Annotated in this window: 15 protein-coding genes; 9 read left to right on the forward strand and 6 right to left on the reverse strand. The window is 51.3% G+C overall.

Features of this window, described 5'->3' with window-relative positions; genetic code table 11:
• Positions 1–15 precede the first annotated feature (15 nt).
• The 6 genes from Q4E93_RS31060 to Q4E93_RS31085 all read left to right on the forward strand — a co-directional run bounded on the left by Q4E93_RS31060 (position 16) and on the right by Q4E93_RS31085 (position 6,370).
• Positions 16–1,128, forward strand: coding sequence for a Nif3-like dinuclear metal center hexameric protein (locus Q4E93_RS31060; protein WP_303591840.1), 1,113 nt, complete (start codon positions 16–18; stop codon positions 1,126–1,128).
• 7 nt (positions 1,129–1,135) lie between these two features.
• Positions 1,136–1,891: a zinc ribbon domain-containing protein gene (locus Q4E93_RS31065; protein WP_303591841.1), complete on the forward strand. Its 756-nt coding sequence runs from the start codon at positions 1,136–1,138 to the stop codon at positions 1,889–1,891.
• Between the two features lie 38 nt (positions 1,892–1,929).
• The gene (locus Q4E93_RS31070; protein ID WP_303591842.1) at positions 1,930–3,432 is read left to right on the forward strand and encodes a tetratricopeptide repeat protein; all 1,503 of its coding nucleotides are present in this window, start codon (positions 1,930–1,932) and stop codon (positions 3,430–3,432) included.
• A gap of 137 nt (positions 3,433–3,569) precedes the next feature.
• Entirely contained in the window at positions 3,570–5,222 is a 1,653-nt protein-coding gene (gene recN, locus Q4E93_RS31075; RefSeq protein ID WP_303591843.1) for a DNA repair protein RecN, read from the forward strand.
• A gap of 8 nt (positions 5,223–5,230) precedes the next feature.
• Positions 5,231–5,440, forward strand: a complete 210-nt coding sequence (locus tag Q4E93_RS31080) for a hypothetical protein (RefSeq protein WP_303591844.1) — start codon at positions 5,231–5,233, stop codon at positions 5,438–5,440.
• Between the two features lie 114 nt (positions 5,441–5,554).
• Positions 5,555–6,370: an enoyl-ACP reductase FabI gene (locus tag Q4E93_RS31085; RefSeq protein ID WP_303591845.1), complete on the forward strand. Its 816-nt coding sequence runs from the start codon at positions 5,555–5,557 to the stop codon at positions 6,368–6,370.
• Positions 6,371–6,445: 75 nt separating this feature from the next.
• Here Q4E93_RS31085 and Q4E93_RS31090 read toward each other — a convergent pair whose 3' ends face one another.
• The gene (locus Q4E93_RS31090) at positions 6,446–6,667 is read right to left on the reverse strand and encodes a DUF2795 domain-containing protein (protein ID WP_039131553.1); all 222 of its coding nucleotides are present in this window, start codon (positions 6,665–6,667) and stop codon (positions 6,446–6,448) included.
• A gap of 557 nt (positions 6,668–7,224) precedes the next feature.
• On the opposite strand from Q4E93_RS31090, the gene Q4E93_RS31095 reads away from it, so the two are divergent.
• On the forward strand, positions 7,225–7,896 hold the full coding sequence (locus tag Q4E93_RS31095; protein WP_303591846.1) for an ABC transporter ATP-binding protein: 672 nt from the start codon (positions 7,225–7,227) through the stop codon (positions 7,894–7,896).
• A gap of 224 nt (positions 7,897–8,120) precedes the next feature.
• On the opposite strand, the gene Q4E93_RS31100 is transcribed toward Q4E93_RS31095, so the two are convergent.
• From Q4E93_RS31100 to gatC, 3 genes are read right to left on the reverse strand one after another with little or no spacing between them, the layout of a single operon-like run.
• Complete coding sequence (locus Q4E93_RS31100) at positions 8,121–8,717, reverse strand: cob(I)yrinic acid a,c-diamide adenosyltransferase (protein WP_303591847.1); 597 nt, start codon at positions 8,715–8,717, stop codon at positions 8,121–8,123.
• A gap of 12 nt (positions 8,718–8,729) precedes the next feature.
• On the reverse strand, positions 8,730–9,440 hold the full coding sequence (locus Q4E93_RS31105) for an ABC transporter ATP-binding protein (protein WP_303591848.1): 711 nt from the start codon (positions 9,438–9,440) through the stop codon (positions 8,730–8,732).
• A complete protein-coding gene (gene gatC, locus Q4E93_RS31110) occupies positions 9,437–9,730 on the reverse strand; it encodes an Asp-tRNA(Asn)/Glu-tRNA(Gln) amidotransferase subunit GatC (protein WP_303591849.1) in 294 nt (97 codons plus the stop codon). Before gatC ends, Q4E93_RS31105 begins: the two co-directional genes overlap by 4 nt.
• A gap of 146 nt (positions 9,731–9,876) precedes the next feature.
• On the opposite strand from gatC, the gene trpS reads away from it, so the two are divergent.
• Positions 9,877–10,881 (forward strand): tryptophan--tRNA ligase, encoded by a 1,005-nt coding sequence (gene trpS / locus Q4E93_RS31115; RefSeq protein ID WP_303591850.1) that lies wholly within the window; start codon positions 9,877–9,879, stop codon positions 10,879–10,881.
• 34 nt (positions 10,882–10,915) lie between these two features.
• Positions 10,916–11,551 carry a deoxynucleoside kinase gene (locus tag Q4E93_RS31120; RefSeq protein ID WP_303591851.1) on the forward strand — a complete coding sequence of 212 codons (636 nt, stop codon included), beginning with the start codon at positions 10,916–10,918 and terminating at the stop codon, positions 11,549–11,551.
• A 262-nt stretch (positions 11,552–11,813) separates the two neighbouring features.
• On the opposite strand, the gene pckA is transcribed toward Q4E93_RS31120, so the two are convergent.
• Both pckA and Q4E93_RS31130 read right to left on the reverse strand, forming a co-directional pair.
• Entirely contained in the window at positions 11,814–13,433 is a 1,620-nt protein-coding gene (gene pckA / locus Q4E93_RS31125; protein ID WP_303591852.1) for a phosphoenolpyruvate carboxykinase (ATP), read from the reverse strand.
• A gap of 169 nt (positions 13,434–13,602) precedes the next feature.
• On the reverse strand, positions 13,603–13,965 hold a 363-nt coding region (locus Q4E93_RS31130), incomplete at its 5' end, for a hypothetical protein (RefSeq protein ID WP_303591853.1).

Raw genomic sequence — 13,965 nt, forward strand, 5'->3', positions numbered from 1 at the left:
GACACGAATTAATTCATGAATACAGCAGTGACCATCAATGCCGTCCTTTCGCATCTGGAATTACTGGCGCCGCCGTCCTACCAGGAAAGCTATGACAATGCGGGCCTGATCACCGGCAGCAGGGACTGGGCGTGTCATGGGGCGCTTGTAACGTTAGATTGCGTTGAGGCCGTGGTGAATGAAGCGATCGCACGTGGATGCAACCTGATCGTGGCGCATCATCCTATCGTTTTCTCAGGATTGAAAAAGATCAATGGGAAAAATTACGTGGAAAAGGCGGTGATTGCCGCCATCAAACACGATATAGCGATCTATGCTATCCATACCAACCTGGACAATGTGGTATCCGGGGGCGTGAATGGAAGGATCGCTGCCAGGCTGGGGATTATGGGGGGGCGTCCTTTGTTGCTGCGGGACGGGGTGTTGCGGAAGCTGTATTGCTTTGTGCCGGTGGATCATCTGGAGAAAGTGCGGAACGCGATATTTTCCGCCGGGGCCGGTGAAATTGGCGGGTATAGTGAATGCAGCTTTTCTGTTACGGGCACGGGGACCTTCAAGGGTGGGGAGGGGACTCATCCATTCGTGGGGCAGCCGGGCTTACGGCATGCTGAAAATGAGGTCCGTCTGGAGATGATACTGCCCGTGCATCTGAGCGGAGCAGTGGTAAAGGCTATGATCGCGGCGCATCCGTATGAGGAAGTGGCTTATGACCTGGTTAACCTGGCCAATACGCATCCCGGCGTGGGATCGGGGCTGATCGGGGAATTGCCTGAAGCGGTGCCGGAAAGCGATTTTTTGGCTCGGATCCGGGAGGCCTTCCAGGTTCCGGTGATCCGTCATACCCGGCTTACCGGCAGGCCAGTGAAGCGGGTGGCCCTTTGCGGAGGCGCAGGTAGCTTTATGATTTCCAATGCTTTAGCTGAAAAGGCCGACTTTTACATCACGTCGGATGTCAAATACCATGAGTTCTTTGACGCCAATGACCGGATGGTTGTGGCGGATATCGGGCATTTCGAAAGCGAGCAATACACGGTGGACCTGCTTTTTGAGGTTTTACGGGAAAAATTCCGTAACTTTGCCGTCCTTAAATCGGAAACAAAAACAAATCCGATCTGTTATTATTATTAAACACACTATGTCAAACGTAAAAGAATTCTCTGTTGAGGAAAAGCTCACTTCACTGGTGACCCTCCAAAAAATTGAATCAAAGTTAGACGAGTACAAAATATTAAAAGGGGAGCTACCGATGGAGGTCAGCGACCTGGAAGATGAAATCCAGGGTTTACATGCCCGTCAGACCCGTGTAGAGGAAGAGATCAACGGTATCCAGGAGTTTATCAATTCAAAGAAAGAAGCGATCAAGGAAGCAGATGCGCTGATAAAGAAATATGACAAGCAAAGTCAGAATGTAAAGAACAGCCGTGAGTTTGAAGCGATCAATAAGGAAATCGAGATGCAGCAGCTGGAAGTGAAGCTGGCTGAAAAGCATATCAAGGATGCCAATGAAGAGATCGCCGAAAAGGTGCAGCTGCTGGAAAAGGCGAAGAAGAACATTGCTACGAAGGAATCCGTGCTGAAGAACAAGAAGGACGAGCTGGATAAGATCATTGCCACGACGGAGAAGGAAGAGAAGCATTTCAACAAGCTGTCTGTAGAAGCCCGCGAGAAAGTGGAACCTCGCCTGCTCCATTCCTACGACCGTATCCGCGGTAACTACCGGAACGGGCTAGCCGTAGTTCCTGTATTGCGTGATGCATGCGGCGGCTGCTTCAATGCCATTCCTCCGCAACGTCAAAGTGAGATCCGCCAGCGCAAAAAGATCATCGTTTGCGAGAACTGCGGACGCATCCTCGTCGATAATGAGCTGAATGACCAGATAGAAGTGAAATAATTCCTGCCGGGAACACTGTGAAGTACCGGACAGCGATAATGAATAGCGGGACCCCAAGCAATTGGGGTCTTCTTATTGGTGGCCTGCTGCTGCTGAGTCCTCTTTGGAGCAAGGCGCAAAAACATTTTGATCTTAATGCTCATTGCCAGGAGGCCTATCAGGAGATCATCCAGCTCAGACTGGAAGCAGGGCAAAAGATACTGGATGCCGAGAAAAAGAGGGACCCTTCCAACCTGATACCCTTGTTCCTCGAGAATTATATTGATTTTTTTACGCTGTTCTTTAATGAAGACCCTGCGGAATACCAGGTAAGGAAGGATATGCTGGACCGGCGGATACAGTGGATGTGCGAGGGGCCTGAATCTTCGCCATTTTATCTTTTCACGCGGAGCGTTATTCATTTCCAGTGGGCGGCGATCAAGATCAAGTTTGGCGACAACTGGGATGCCGGATGGGAGTTCCGGCGATCATTTCTTCAGAGTAAGGAGCTGCTGCGTAAGTTTCCTGATTTTACGCCCGCATTGATGCTGACCGGCGCCATGCAGGTGGTGGCGGGTACGATCCCGGATGGTTATAAATGGCTAAGCGGCCTGTTGGGCATCAAAGGGAATATCAGGGAAGGGATGGGCCGGCTGCAGGGAGTACTTGCCGCCAATGACGATATGTCGCAGCTGTATCGAAAGGAAGCCACATTTTATTTTCTCTATCTCAAATTCTATATTGAAAATAAGCACGAAGAGGTCTTCCGGTTCATAAAACAAAATGCGCTGGACGTTGAGCATAATTATCTTTTTGCCTATCTCGCGGCCAACCTGAGCATCAACAACCAGCAGGCTGCCTATGCGGAGCAGGTCATGCGCCGGCGGAACGGAGGGGCCGGCTATCTGGATATGCCTGTATGGGACCTGGAGATGGGCTATGTGCGTCTTTATCACCTGGAGGCAGATGCGCATGTATACCTGGAGCGGTTCGTCCGCGATTTCAAAGGGAAGTTCTATCTGAAGGATGCGTTGCAGAAGCTGAGCTGGTCTTACTATCTCAACGGGGATATGGCCAGGGCATCTGCATGCCGTGAGCAGGTGATCCTTAAGGGAGGCGCCGAATCAGATGCGGACAAGCAGGCCCTGAAGGAAGCGAAAAGCGGGGAATGGCCGGATAAGGTGCTACTAAGGGCTCGTCTGTTATGCGACGGAGGGTATTATGGGGAAGCTTTGCAATCATTGCAGGGGAAGGGGGAGTCGGACTTCCGGCTGCCTGAGGACAAATGTGAGTTTGCGTACCGCCAGGGCAGGATCTATGATGGGCTGGGCAGGGGAAATGAGGCTATATCGGCATACCAGGCCACGATCCGGATGGGGGAGGGTTTGCGTGCATATTTTGCGGCCAGGGCAGCATTACAGGCAGGCTATCTCTGTGAGCAAAAGGGGGACAGGGCCGGGGCCATCTCTTATTTCGAGAAGTGCCTTTCATTGAAGGACCATGATTATAAAAATTCTTTAGACCAGAAAGCGAAGGCGGGTATTGGGAGATGCAGGGAGTAGCTGCGAGCGGTGAGCTACGAGCTGCGAGCGGTGAGCTGCAAGCTGCAGGCAGGTAGCTTCGGTTAAGGGATGTGAAGATCTTGTTATTCGTGTAATCGGGTAATTACTTAATTTGCTGGCAATCTTCTACGGCAAACATGATACAAAAGCTTCACATACAAAATTATGCGATCATCGATGTACTCAGCATCGATTTTTCGGGGCGAATGAATGTCATTACGGGTGAGACGGGCGCCGGTAAATCCATCCTCATGGGGGCATTGTCGCTGATCCTGGGAGATCGTGCGGACACCGCCGTCCTGCTGGAAAAGGACAAAAAATGTTATGTGGAAGGAACTTTTACACTGGCGGGCGCAGCCGTGATGGCTTTCCTGAAGGACAATGACCTGGATGCTGAAGAGGAGATCGTGATCCGTCGCGAGATCGCCCCCAGCGGGAAATCGAGAGCTTTCATCAACGATACGCCTGTGAACCTGGAGCAATTGCGGAAGCTGAGCTCTCAGCTGGTGGATCTTCACCGGCAGTTTGACACATTGGAGCTGGGGGAATCGGATTTTCAGCGGGAGGTATTGGATGCTTTGGCAGGGCAGGCTGTTCTGCTGGATAAATATCAGACTGTCTACCGGAACTGGCAGGCGGCAGGCCGGGAGCTGGCGAAACTGCAGGAGCAGAAAGCGCAATTCAACAAAGAGATTGACTACAATAAATTCCTCTTCGACGAACTCAACGATGCCGGTCTCAGGACGGGTGAGCTGGAAGAGCTGGACCAGGAGTTGAAATTGCTGAGTAATTCAGAGGGGATCAAGACAGCTCTTTCGAAAATATATTACGACCTAAAGGAAGGCGAGCAGCCAATGGTGCAACAGCTAAAGACATTGCAGCATTCTTTGCAGCATTTCTCCTCGTTCCATCCCGAGCTTCCCATTCTGTCGGAGCGGATGCAGTCGGTGCAGATCGAGTTGCAGGATATTGCCGGAGAGGTGGAACGTATCAATGACCATATCAATTATGATCCCCGCAAGATCGAAGAGATCAACGAGCGCCTTTCCATGGGATATAAGCTCCTGAAAAAGCATGGCGTACAGACGACAGCCGAATTACTGGCGCTGCGCGATCAGCTGGCGGATAAATTACGGGCATCACTGAATGTGGATGAGAGCATTGCTGCGCGGGAAAAGGAAGTGGCATTGTTGCAGGCGGATGCGAAGAAGCAGGCGTTGGTGCTGTCTAAGAACAGGCAGGCGCAGGCGACGCCTTTGGAGGAGCAGGTAAATAAACTATTACGACAAGTGGGTATGCCCAATGCGCGGCTGAAGGTGCAGCTACACGCGACGGAACTGCAGGCTGCGGGTATGGATGCGATAGAATTTCTTTTCGATGCGAATAAGAGCAACCGCTTTGAGCCTATCAGGAAAGTGGCTTCGGGCGGGGAGCTAAGCCGCCTGATGTTATGTATCAAATCGCTGGTAGCGGAAACCATCGACCTGCCTACCTTGATATTCGATGAGATCGATACGGGTATATCGGGTGAGGCAGCGAGGCAGGTGGGGGTCATTCTGAAAAACCTTTCCAGGAAGCGCCAGGTCATTTGTATCACCCATCAGCCGCAGATCGCGGGCAAGGCGGATGCGCATTATTTTGTCTTTAAGGACGCGAAGGGCAAACATATCAAGACGAGTGTGCGACTGCTGACACAGGACGAGCGGATCACGGCTATTGCGCAGATGCTGGGGGGTGAGAAGCCGACGGCTGCGGCATTGGAGAATGCCAGGGAAATGGTGATGAATTAAATTTTCCTATGAAAGGCCGTTCAATCTCTATACTGCTGATACTTTTATTGTCGTTGACGGCCGTGTATTACATAAATCGCGGACTACAGCGAATCATCAGACCCCGTGACTCCGCGGGGCGGATGTTCCTTTATTTTTTTGCAAATTTCCTGCTTATCGTCGTGGTCATTGTCTCTGTGGTGGCATTGATCGTCCGGATCTTTCCTCCCGGAACATAGTTATTTTTTACGAATAGAAATCCTGTTGAGGGCTCCGAAGTCTTTAATCTCCTATATTTGGCCCTGATTTCCCCGGATCAGGGGTCACAAAACAAGAACTATAAAATACAATCTATGGCTTACAACCTCTTGAAAGGTAAAAGGGGCATTATCACCGGCGCCCTTGATGCAAATTCGATCGCATGGAAAGTTGCGGAGAAGGCACATGAAGAGGGCGCTACGTTCGTACTGACGAATGCGCCTATCGCTATGCGTATGGGAGAGATCAAAAAGCTGGCTGAGCAAACGGGTTCGGAGATCGTGCCTGCTGATGCGACGAATGTGGAAGAATTGACTACGCTGTTCACGCGGTCGCAGGAAATCCTGGGGGGAAAGATAGACTTTGTGCTGCATTCAATCGGGATGAGCGTCAATATCCGCAAGAATATCCCTTATACGGATCTGAACTATGAATATTTTCAGAAGGGCATCGATATTTCAGCCTTGTCGCTGCATAAAATGCTGGCGGTAGCCAAAAAGCTGGATGCTATTGCCGAATGGGGGAGCGTGGTAGCATTGACCTACATGGCGGCCCAACGTACCTATCCTTTTTATACTGATATGGCCGATATCAAGGCAATGCTGGAATCTATTGCCCGCAGCTTCGGCTATCACTATGGGGTAGAGAAGAAAGTGCGCATCAATACCGTCTCGCAGTCGCCTACAAAAACAACCGCTGGGACGGGAATCAAGGGATTTGGCGACTTTTATGATTTTGCGCAGTCTGTGGCGCCTCTGGGGAATGCCACTGCGGAGGATTGCGCCAACTACTGTATCACTCTCTTTTCGGATCTGACGAGAATGGTGACCATGCAGAACCTCTTTCATGACGGCGGATACTCGTCCACGGGAGTTAGCACAGAGATATTGACGAGCCTGGGTGTTCAATAAGAACTAAAAATAATCTTTAATAAAAAGGGGCACATCGATAATGTACCCCTTTTTTTATTCGCAAGATGCTGATCTTCAGTATTCATCCTCGTTGAAAAAGAAATCTTCCTGGCTGGGATAGTCCGGCCAGATGTCGTCGATGCCTTCATAGATCTCTCCTTCATCCTCCAGTTCCTGCAGGTTTTCTACTACCTCGATAGGAGCACCGGAACGAATGGCGTAGTCGATCAATTCGTCTTTTGTAGCCGGCCAGGGAGCGTCTTCCAAATAGCTGGCTAATTCTAGTGTCCAGAACATTACTCTTAATTTTCCGCAAAAGTAATTTTTAAAACGAAACCACCAAATATCAGTTAAAAATTAACCTTTCACATTAAGGGTTCCCTTTATCGAATTTTCCAAAATTATCCCCGGGGAAACCATTTTATGGAGGCTAACGTGTAGGTTTGCAGGCATTAAGCCACCCGGAGAAGAATAATCTGCCGTCAGGTGTGGGGATAAAAATAAGATGGGAAGGGGCGGCAGATCGGGGGGATGGGTGAAACCGGGGCACCTGAAAGACGACAAAAGTGGGGGAGGACATTTCTAAGGAGTGGAGGAGCGGCGATGAAATCAGGCGGGCGAGCAAATCCAAGGAGTGAAGGGGGGGGCTGAAATCAGACGGTTGGGCAAATCCAAGGAGTGAAGGGGGGTGCTGAAATCAGACGGGCGGGCAAATCCAAGGAGTGAAAGGGGGTGCTGAAATCAGACGGGCGGGCAAATCCAAGGAGTGAAGGAGGGGCGATGAATCAGACGGGCAAACAAATGGCTGTCGTGTCACTGTTAGGAACAATGCGGGCCGAATTCAAATTATTAATATGCTAACAGCCAAAGGAATAGAGAAGTATTATGGCGCCCTCTGGGTACTGAAAGGGGTGGATGTACAGATCCGGAAAGGAGAGATCGTCAGTATTGTGGGGCCCTCCGGATGTGGGAAAAGCACCTTGCTCCATATCCTGGGCACGCTGGATGAGCCGGCCAAGGGTGAGGTCTTCCTGGAAAATAAAAAGATCAATGACCTAAAAGGGCGTCAGCTGGCTGATTTTCGCAACCGCCATATTGGATTTGTCTTCCAGTTCCACCACCTGCTGCCTGAGTTCAGCGCATTGGAAAATGTCTGTATCCCGGGCTGGATTGCCGGGAGAAAAAAGACAGAGGTTGAGCAGCGGGCGACTGAGCTGTTGAAGACCCTGGGAGTAGGACACCGGATAGACAATAAACCGGGGGCCTTGTCGGGAGGCGAGCAGCAGCGGGTGGCTGTAGCGCGTGCGCTCATCAATGACCCGGATATTGTATTTGCGGACGAGCCGTCGGGGAACCTGGATACTGCCAATGCGAAAGAACTTCACCAGCTTTTCTTTGATCTGAGGGACAGGTTGAAACAGACATTCTTAATTGTAACCCATAATGAGGAGCTGGCGCGGATGAGCGACAGGGTGTTGCATATGCGGGATGGGGTGATAGAAAGAGCTGCGAGTGGGGAGCGGTGAGGTGCGAGCTGCGAGCTGTGAGCTGTGAGCTGTGAGCTTCGAGCTGCGAGCAGTGAGCTGCAAGCTACAAGCTACAAGCTGCAAGCTGCAAGTGGTTTTTTTAAGGCATTAGCTTGTAGCTTGAGGCTATATACGTGGTTTCCAGGAAGACAGGTCGCCAGGGGCAATCTGGGTATAAAGAAGAGTTAGGTATGTGCGCGAGTTGGGAAAGTGCGAAAGCGTTCTCAAATCCTGGGTTTCCATGGAATTTCCGGCGCTTGTAGCAGGTGGCCGGCATAGCGGGCCAGGGTGAAGAGGTGATCGCTGAGCCTGTTGATATATTTCAGGACGAGGGGGTCGATGAATTGTCCTTCTTCCTGCATTTGGACGCAAATCCTTTCTGCGCGACGGCATACGCATCGGGCTATATGGGCTGTGGAGACGGCGACATGTCCGACCGGCAGGATAAAAGACTTCATTTCGGGCAGCCCTTCATTCATCCTGTCGATATCCTGCTCCAACGCCTTGATATCATCCTCTTTCAAGTCAGGGATCTTCATTTTGGACTCTTTGTCGGGGTCGCATGCCAGTGAGGCGCCGATGGTGAAGAGGCGGTCCTGGATCTCGCGGAGGGTTTGAATGGATGCGGTGAGCGGGAAGACGGGATGGCTGACGGCGCCGGATGCGGCGGCCAGGTGGTCGCTGAGCAATCCTATATGGGAGTTCAGCTCATCTATGGTGCCATAGGACTCGATGCGAATGTGGCTTTTGGGAACTTTTGTTCCGCCGATGAGGGCGGTCTTGCCTTTATCGCCTGTCCTGGTATAGATTTTAAATGCCATGGAATTGCAGTTTTAATGGCTCATGGCTGCGGGAGCCTGTTTCCGGTCGCTTTCTATGATCCCATCCCGCAGACGAACGACACGGTGGGCGTAATTTGCAATGTCTTCTTCGTGCGTGACCAGGACAACCGTATTGCCGCCGGACTGGATCTTTGTAAAGATATCCATGATCTCGATGGACGTCTTTGTATCCAGGTTGCCTGTGGGTTCATCAGCGAGGATCAGGGAGGGGTTGTTCACCAGCGCCCTGGCAATGGCCACCCGCTGTGCCTGTCCACCGGAAAGTTCGTTCGGCTTGTGATGGCTTCTATCTTCCAGGTTGACCTTCTTCAAAACCTCCAGGGCCCTTTCAATGCGTTGTTTTTTGGGCACGCCTGCATAGACGAGGGGGAGGGCGACGTTCTCTGCGGCTGTCAGGCGGGGAAGGAGGTTGAATTGCTGGAATACGAACCCGATCTCTATGTTCCGGACATCGGCCAGGTCATCGTCCTGCATCTTGCTTACGTCCTGTCCATTCAGGATATAGGTTCCGGCGGTGGGGGAGTCGAGACAACCCAGGATATTCATGAGGGTGCTTTTACCGGAGCCGGAGGGCCCCATCAGGGCTACATACTCGTTCTTTAAAATATCGAGGGATACTCCTTTAAGCACGGGCAGGGCCTGGCGGCCCATAAAATAGCTTTTCCGGATATCCTGGAGGCGTATAATAGGCGTTTGGGTCATATTTTGCGGATCACTTTCGGAACTTTGAAATAAGTCCCATCTGTAGCGGGGGCATTGGCCAGGGCTTCTTCCCGGCTGACGGAGCCTCCGGGGGTATCATCCCGCAGGACGTTGATGGCAGGACTCATATGTAACAGGGGCTCAACACCCGTAGTGTCCAGTTCTCCCAGTTTTTCAACGAATTCGATCATTCGCCGCAGGTCTTTTTTGATATCCTCCTTTTCTTCTGTGCTGAATTCCAGCCGGGCGAGGTTAGACAAATTGTCGATCAGGGCGTCGTTGACTTCCATGCAAGGTGTTTAGGCAAAAATAGCTGATTATTTTGATGCTAAGAGGGTATTGGTCAAGTTTTGACAAACGGCATGGAGGGGCTATCTTCGCGCTTCTCAAAAGTCGACGGAGGAGACTTGCCTACGCCGGCAGATCTTAAACTAATATGGAAAAAAAGAAAGATATCGTCATGAGCGGGATCCGGCCCACGGGGTTTCTGCACCTGGGAAATTACTTCGGAGCGCTGCGGAACTATGTGCGGATGCAGGATGCCTATACCTGTTATTTCATGGTAGCGGACCTGCATGCCCTGACAACCCTGCGGGAGACCAGGGAGCTGAAGCAGCATGTGCGGCGGGTATTGGCGGAGAACATTGCCTGCGGATTGGATCCGGACAAGGTGGCCTTGTATTGCCAGAGCCATGTACCGGAAACGGCCGAGCTCTATCTTTTTCTGAATATGCTGGCCTACAAGGGCGAACTGGAAAAGACCCCTACTTTTAAAGATAAGGTACGTTTGCAGCCTGAGAACGTCAATGCCGGTCTGCTGACCTACCCCGTCCTGCAGGCAGCCGACATCCTTTTGCACCGGGCCACGCTGGTGCCGGTGGGCAAGGACCAGGAACAGCACCTGGAAATAGCCCGCAATTATGTCAACCGGTTTAATCAACGTTATAGCGAAGTATTTCCGGAGCCCTATGCTTTCAATTTCGGGGAGGACCTGATAAAAGTGCCCAGCCTGGACGGGGCGGGGAAAATGAGCAAGAGCGAGAATCAGATGGCTACTTTATACCTGGCCGATGATGATGAATCTATCCGTAAAAAGATCAGCAAGGCAAAGACGGACAGTGGTGCGCTGGCGCCGGGCGCGCCTATGCCGGAAACGATCGCCAACCTGTTCCTGCTGCTGAAGCTGGTGAGGCCCCAGGATGTCCTGGATAAGTTCCAGGCGGATTACCAGGCGGGTACTATCCGTTATGGTGATATGAAGAAAGAGCTGGCTGAAGGGATGGTGGCTTTTATCACTCCTATCCGTGAAAAGGCAGAGCACATACGTAACGATGAGGCTTATCTCCGGCAGGTGATGGAGCAGGGCGCGGCCAAGGCAAGGGCCAGCGCGGCAGTCACGTTGCAATTGGCCAAGGACGCAATAGGCCTGAATTATTTCTAGAAATTTGAAAAAGAATTAATATCTTAAACCTTTCATGGCAAAAAATAAGAAACCTAAGCATATTGCTGTAGCTGGAAACATCGGTGCGGGCAAGACAACGTTGACGGAGATGCTGAGCAAACATTATCGTTGGATACCCCAGTTCGAGGATGTCGACCACAATCCCTACCTGAATGATTTCTATGAGGACATGCCCAGGTGGAGCTTTAATCTTCAGATCTTCTTTTTAAACAGCCGTCTTAACCAACTGCTGGAGATCCATGCGGGTACTGAGACGGTGATCCAGGACAGGACCATCTATGAGGATGCGCATATATTTGCGCCCAACCTTCATGAAATGGGCCTGATGAGCAAACGGGATTACAACAATTACTTTCAATTTTTCCAGACGCTTAAAAGGATGGTGCAGCCGCCGGACCTCCTCATCTACCTGCAGGCTTCCGTTCCGACACTGGTGGCCCAGATCCAGAAACGCGGGCGTGAATATGAAGAGAACATCCGTCTCGACTACCTGAAACGGTTGAACGATTTTTACAACAAATGGATCGAGGGTTACAAAGAAGGCCCATTGTTGATCGTAGACATCGACAAGAATAAGTTCCCGGAGAATGAAGAGCATCTGGGAGAGATCATTACACGAATCGATTCCCAACTTTACGGACTGTTTTGAGCGGCAAGCTACAAGCTTCAAGCTGCAAGCTTCAAGCTGCAAGCTTCAAGCTGCAAGTTTGTTTGATGTAGGCGCTTAAAAGTTTTTTTAGGTATTGCTTGCGGCTTGCCGCTAATAAAAAACCCCATCAGGTGGATGGAGTTAGTTTTGGCAAACAATCGCAGAGTGTGACCGGAGACCCCGTGGTTCGTTCCGGAATTGGTGCGGCCAAGTTCTGGAATTTCCCCCGTATTAGGAAACTTTTTTTAACTTTTTTTTAAAATTATTTTTGAGTACCGGTCACGGGGGCTGCATTCCGGACTTCAGGGGTAACTCCGTCTTCATACTTTTTAAAATTATTAATAAACCAGCTGGCGACGTCGCTGGCCATTTTATCATATGCGGCCGGATCTGGCCAGGCGTTGCGGGGGTTAAGGATCCCGCCCGGGACACCGGGACAGGTGCGAGGCATCGCCACGCCGAATATGGAATGGGTGTCATAGTCCACATTATCCAGGCAGCCTTCCAGCGCTGCCGTGATCATTGCCCGTGTATAGGCCAACCGGATGCGGCTGCCTTTCAGGTAGGGGCCACCTGACCAGCCAGTGTTGATCATCCAGACCTTTACGCCATGTTCCTTCATCTTTCTGCCCAGGATCCCGGCATAGTGTCCAGGATGGAGGGGTAGGAAGGGGGCGCCAAAGCAGGCGCTGAATGTGGGTTTGGGTTCAGTAATGCCCGTTTCCGTACCGGCAACTTTGGCCGTGTAGCCGGAAATAAACTGGTACATAGCCTGGCCAGGGGTGAGCCGGGAAACGGGTGGTAATACGCCATACGCGTCACAGGTGAGAAAAAAAATGTTCTTTGGCATATCGCCTACCGAGGGTTCCAGGGAGTTGCCGATGTAGGACAGGGGGTAGGAGACACGGGTATTTTCCGTGATCGAGCCATCTTCGAAATTGATGATGTCCGTGCCGGGATAGAATCTTATATTTTCGACGAGGGCTCCCGGGCGGATGGCCTGAAAGATCTCTGGCTCTTTATCCTCTTTCAGGTTGATACATTTGGCATAGCAGCCGCCTTCGAAGTTGAAGATATTGTCATCCGTCCAGCCGTGCTCGTCATCGCCGATGAGCTTACGCTGGGGATCGGCGCTCAACGTAGTCTTACCGGTGCCGCTAAGGCCGAAGAAGATGGCGGTGTCGCCTTCCCTCCCTATATTGGCGGAGCAATGCATGCTAAGGATATTCTTTTCTTTTGGCAGCAGGTAGTTCAGGATGGTAAAGATGGCTTTTTTCGTTTCACCAGTATAGCCTGTGCCGGCCAGAAGGATCATCTTATGACGGAAGGAAATGACCACCGCGTTGGGCTGGCGGATGCCACAGGCGACGGGATCCAGCTTTAGACCCGGGGCGGAGAGGATGCGCCAGTCGGGATTGAAGTGTTCCAGTTCTTCGTCTGTGGGGCGGAGGAACATATTATACGCGAAAAGGCTGATGGCGGGTGTTTCGGTCACGACCCGGATGTTCAGCCGGTGGCGTGGATCGGCGCAGACATAGCAGTCGCGGACCCAGAGCTCTGGCCGGCTGTCCAGAAAAGTCGTCATTTCGTTGAGGATGACGTGGAAGTATTTTTCTTCCATCGGCTGGTTGAAATCATTCCAGTGAATAGTATCTGCCGTGATGCTGTCTTTTACAATATACCTGTCTTTAGGGCTGCGACCGGTGAATTCACCTGTGCGGATCACCAGGGCGCCTGTGCTGCTGAGCACACCTTCCTTTCTGCGGAGGGCGTCCCGGATCAATTCTTCCGGAGAGAGCTGATAGTGAATATCTCCGGTGGCTCTTAACCCAATCTGAATTAAATTGTCTTTAGGAAGAGAGGTAGTAGTAGGATCTGACATGGCAGCAATCGTTTGTTTTAGCAAAGCTAAAATTAAATTTTTCTAACACAGATCGGAAAAGGGGCTCTAAATTTGAAAAAATCAAATGAGGTAGTGTGATATTTGGATGGCGTCTAACTAACGAGCGTTAGTTTGGAGGGATTCTGCTAAACCGGGCCAATTGATAAATTCATTCGATAATTTTGGCGATCTTTTCAAATGACAGGGGAGGAGGGGAACGATGGGGAAGGAGCCGGTGATGAGATGGGTCGGAGGGACGGAAAGGAAAGGTCGGAGGGAGGAAAGGATGGACCGGTGGAAAGGAAAGGAAGGGTCGGAGGGAAAGAAAGAAGCGGTCAGTGAAGGAAAGAAGAGGCCGGTGGAAAGGAAAGGATGGGTCGGAGCGTCGGAAAGGATGGGTCGGAAAGAAGAGGGCGGTGGAAAAGACATTAGAGGTCGGTGGGACGTGACGGAAGGGTCGGAGGGAGGAAAGGATGGACCGGTGGAAAGGAAAGGAAGGGTCGGAGGGAAAGAAAGAAGCGGTCAGTGAAGG

Source organism: Flavitalea plasmicola (genome assembly GCF_030546645.1).
Lineage (GTDB): Bacteria > Bacteroidota > Bacteroidia > Chitinophagales > Chitinophagaceae > Puia.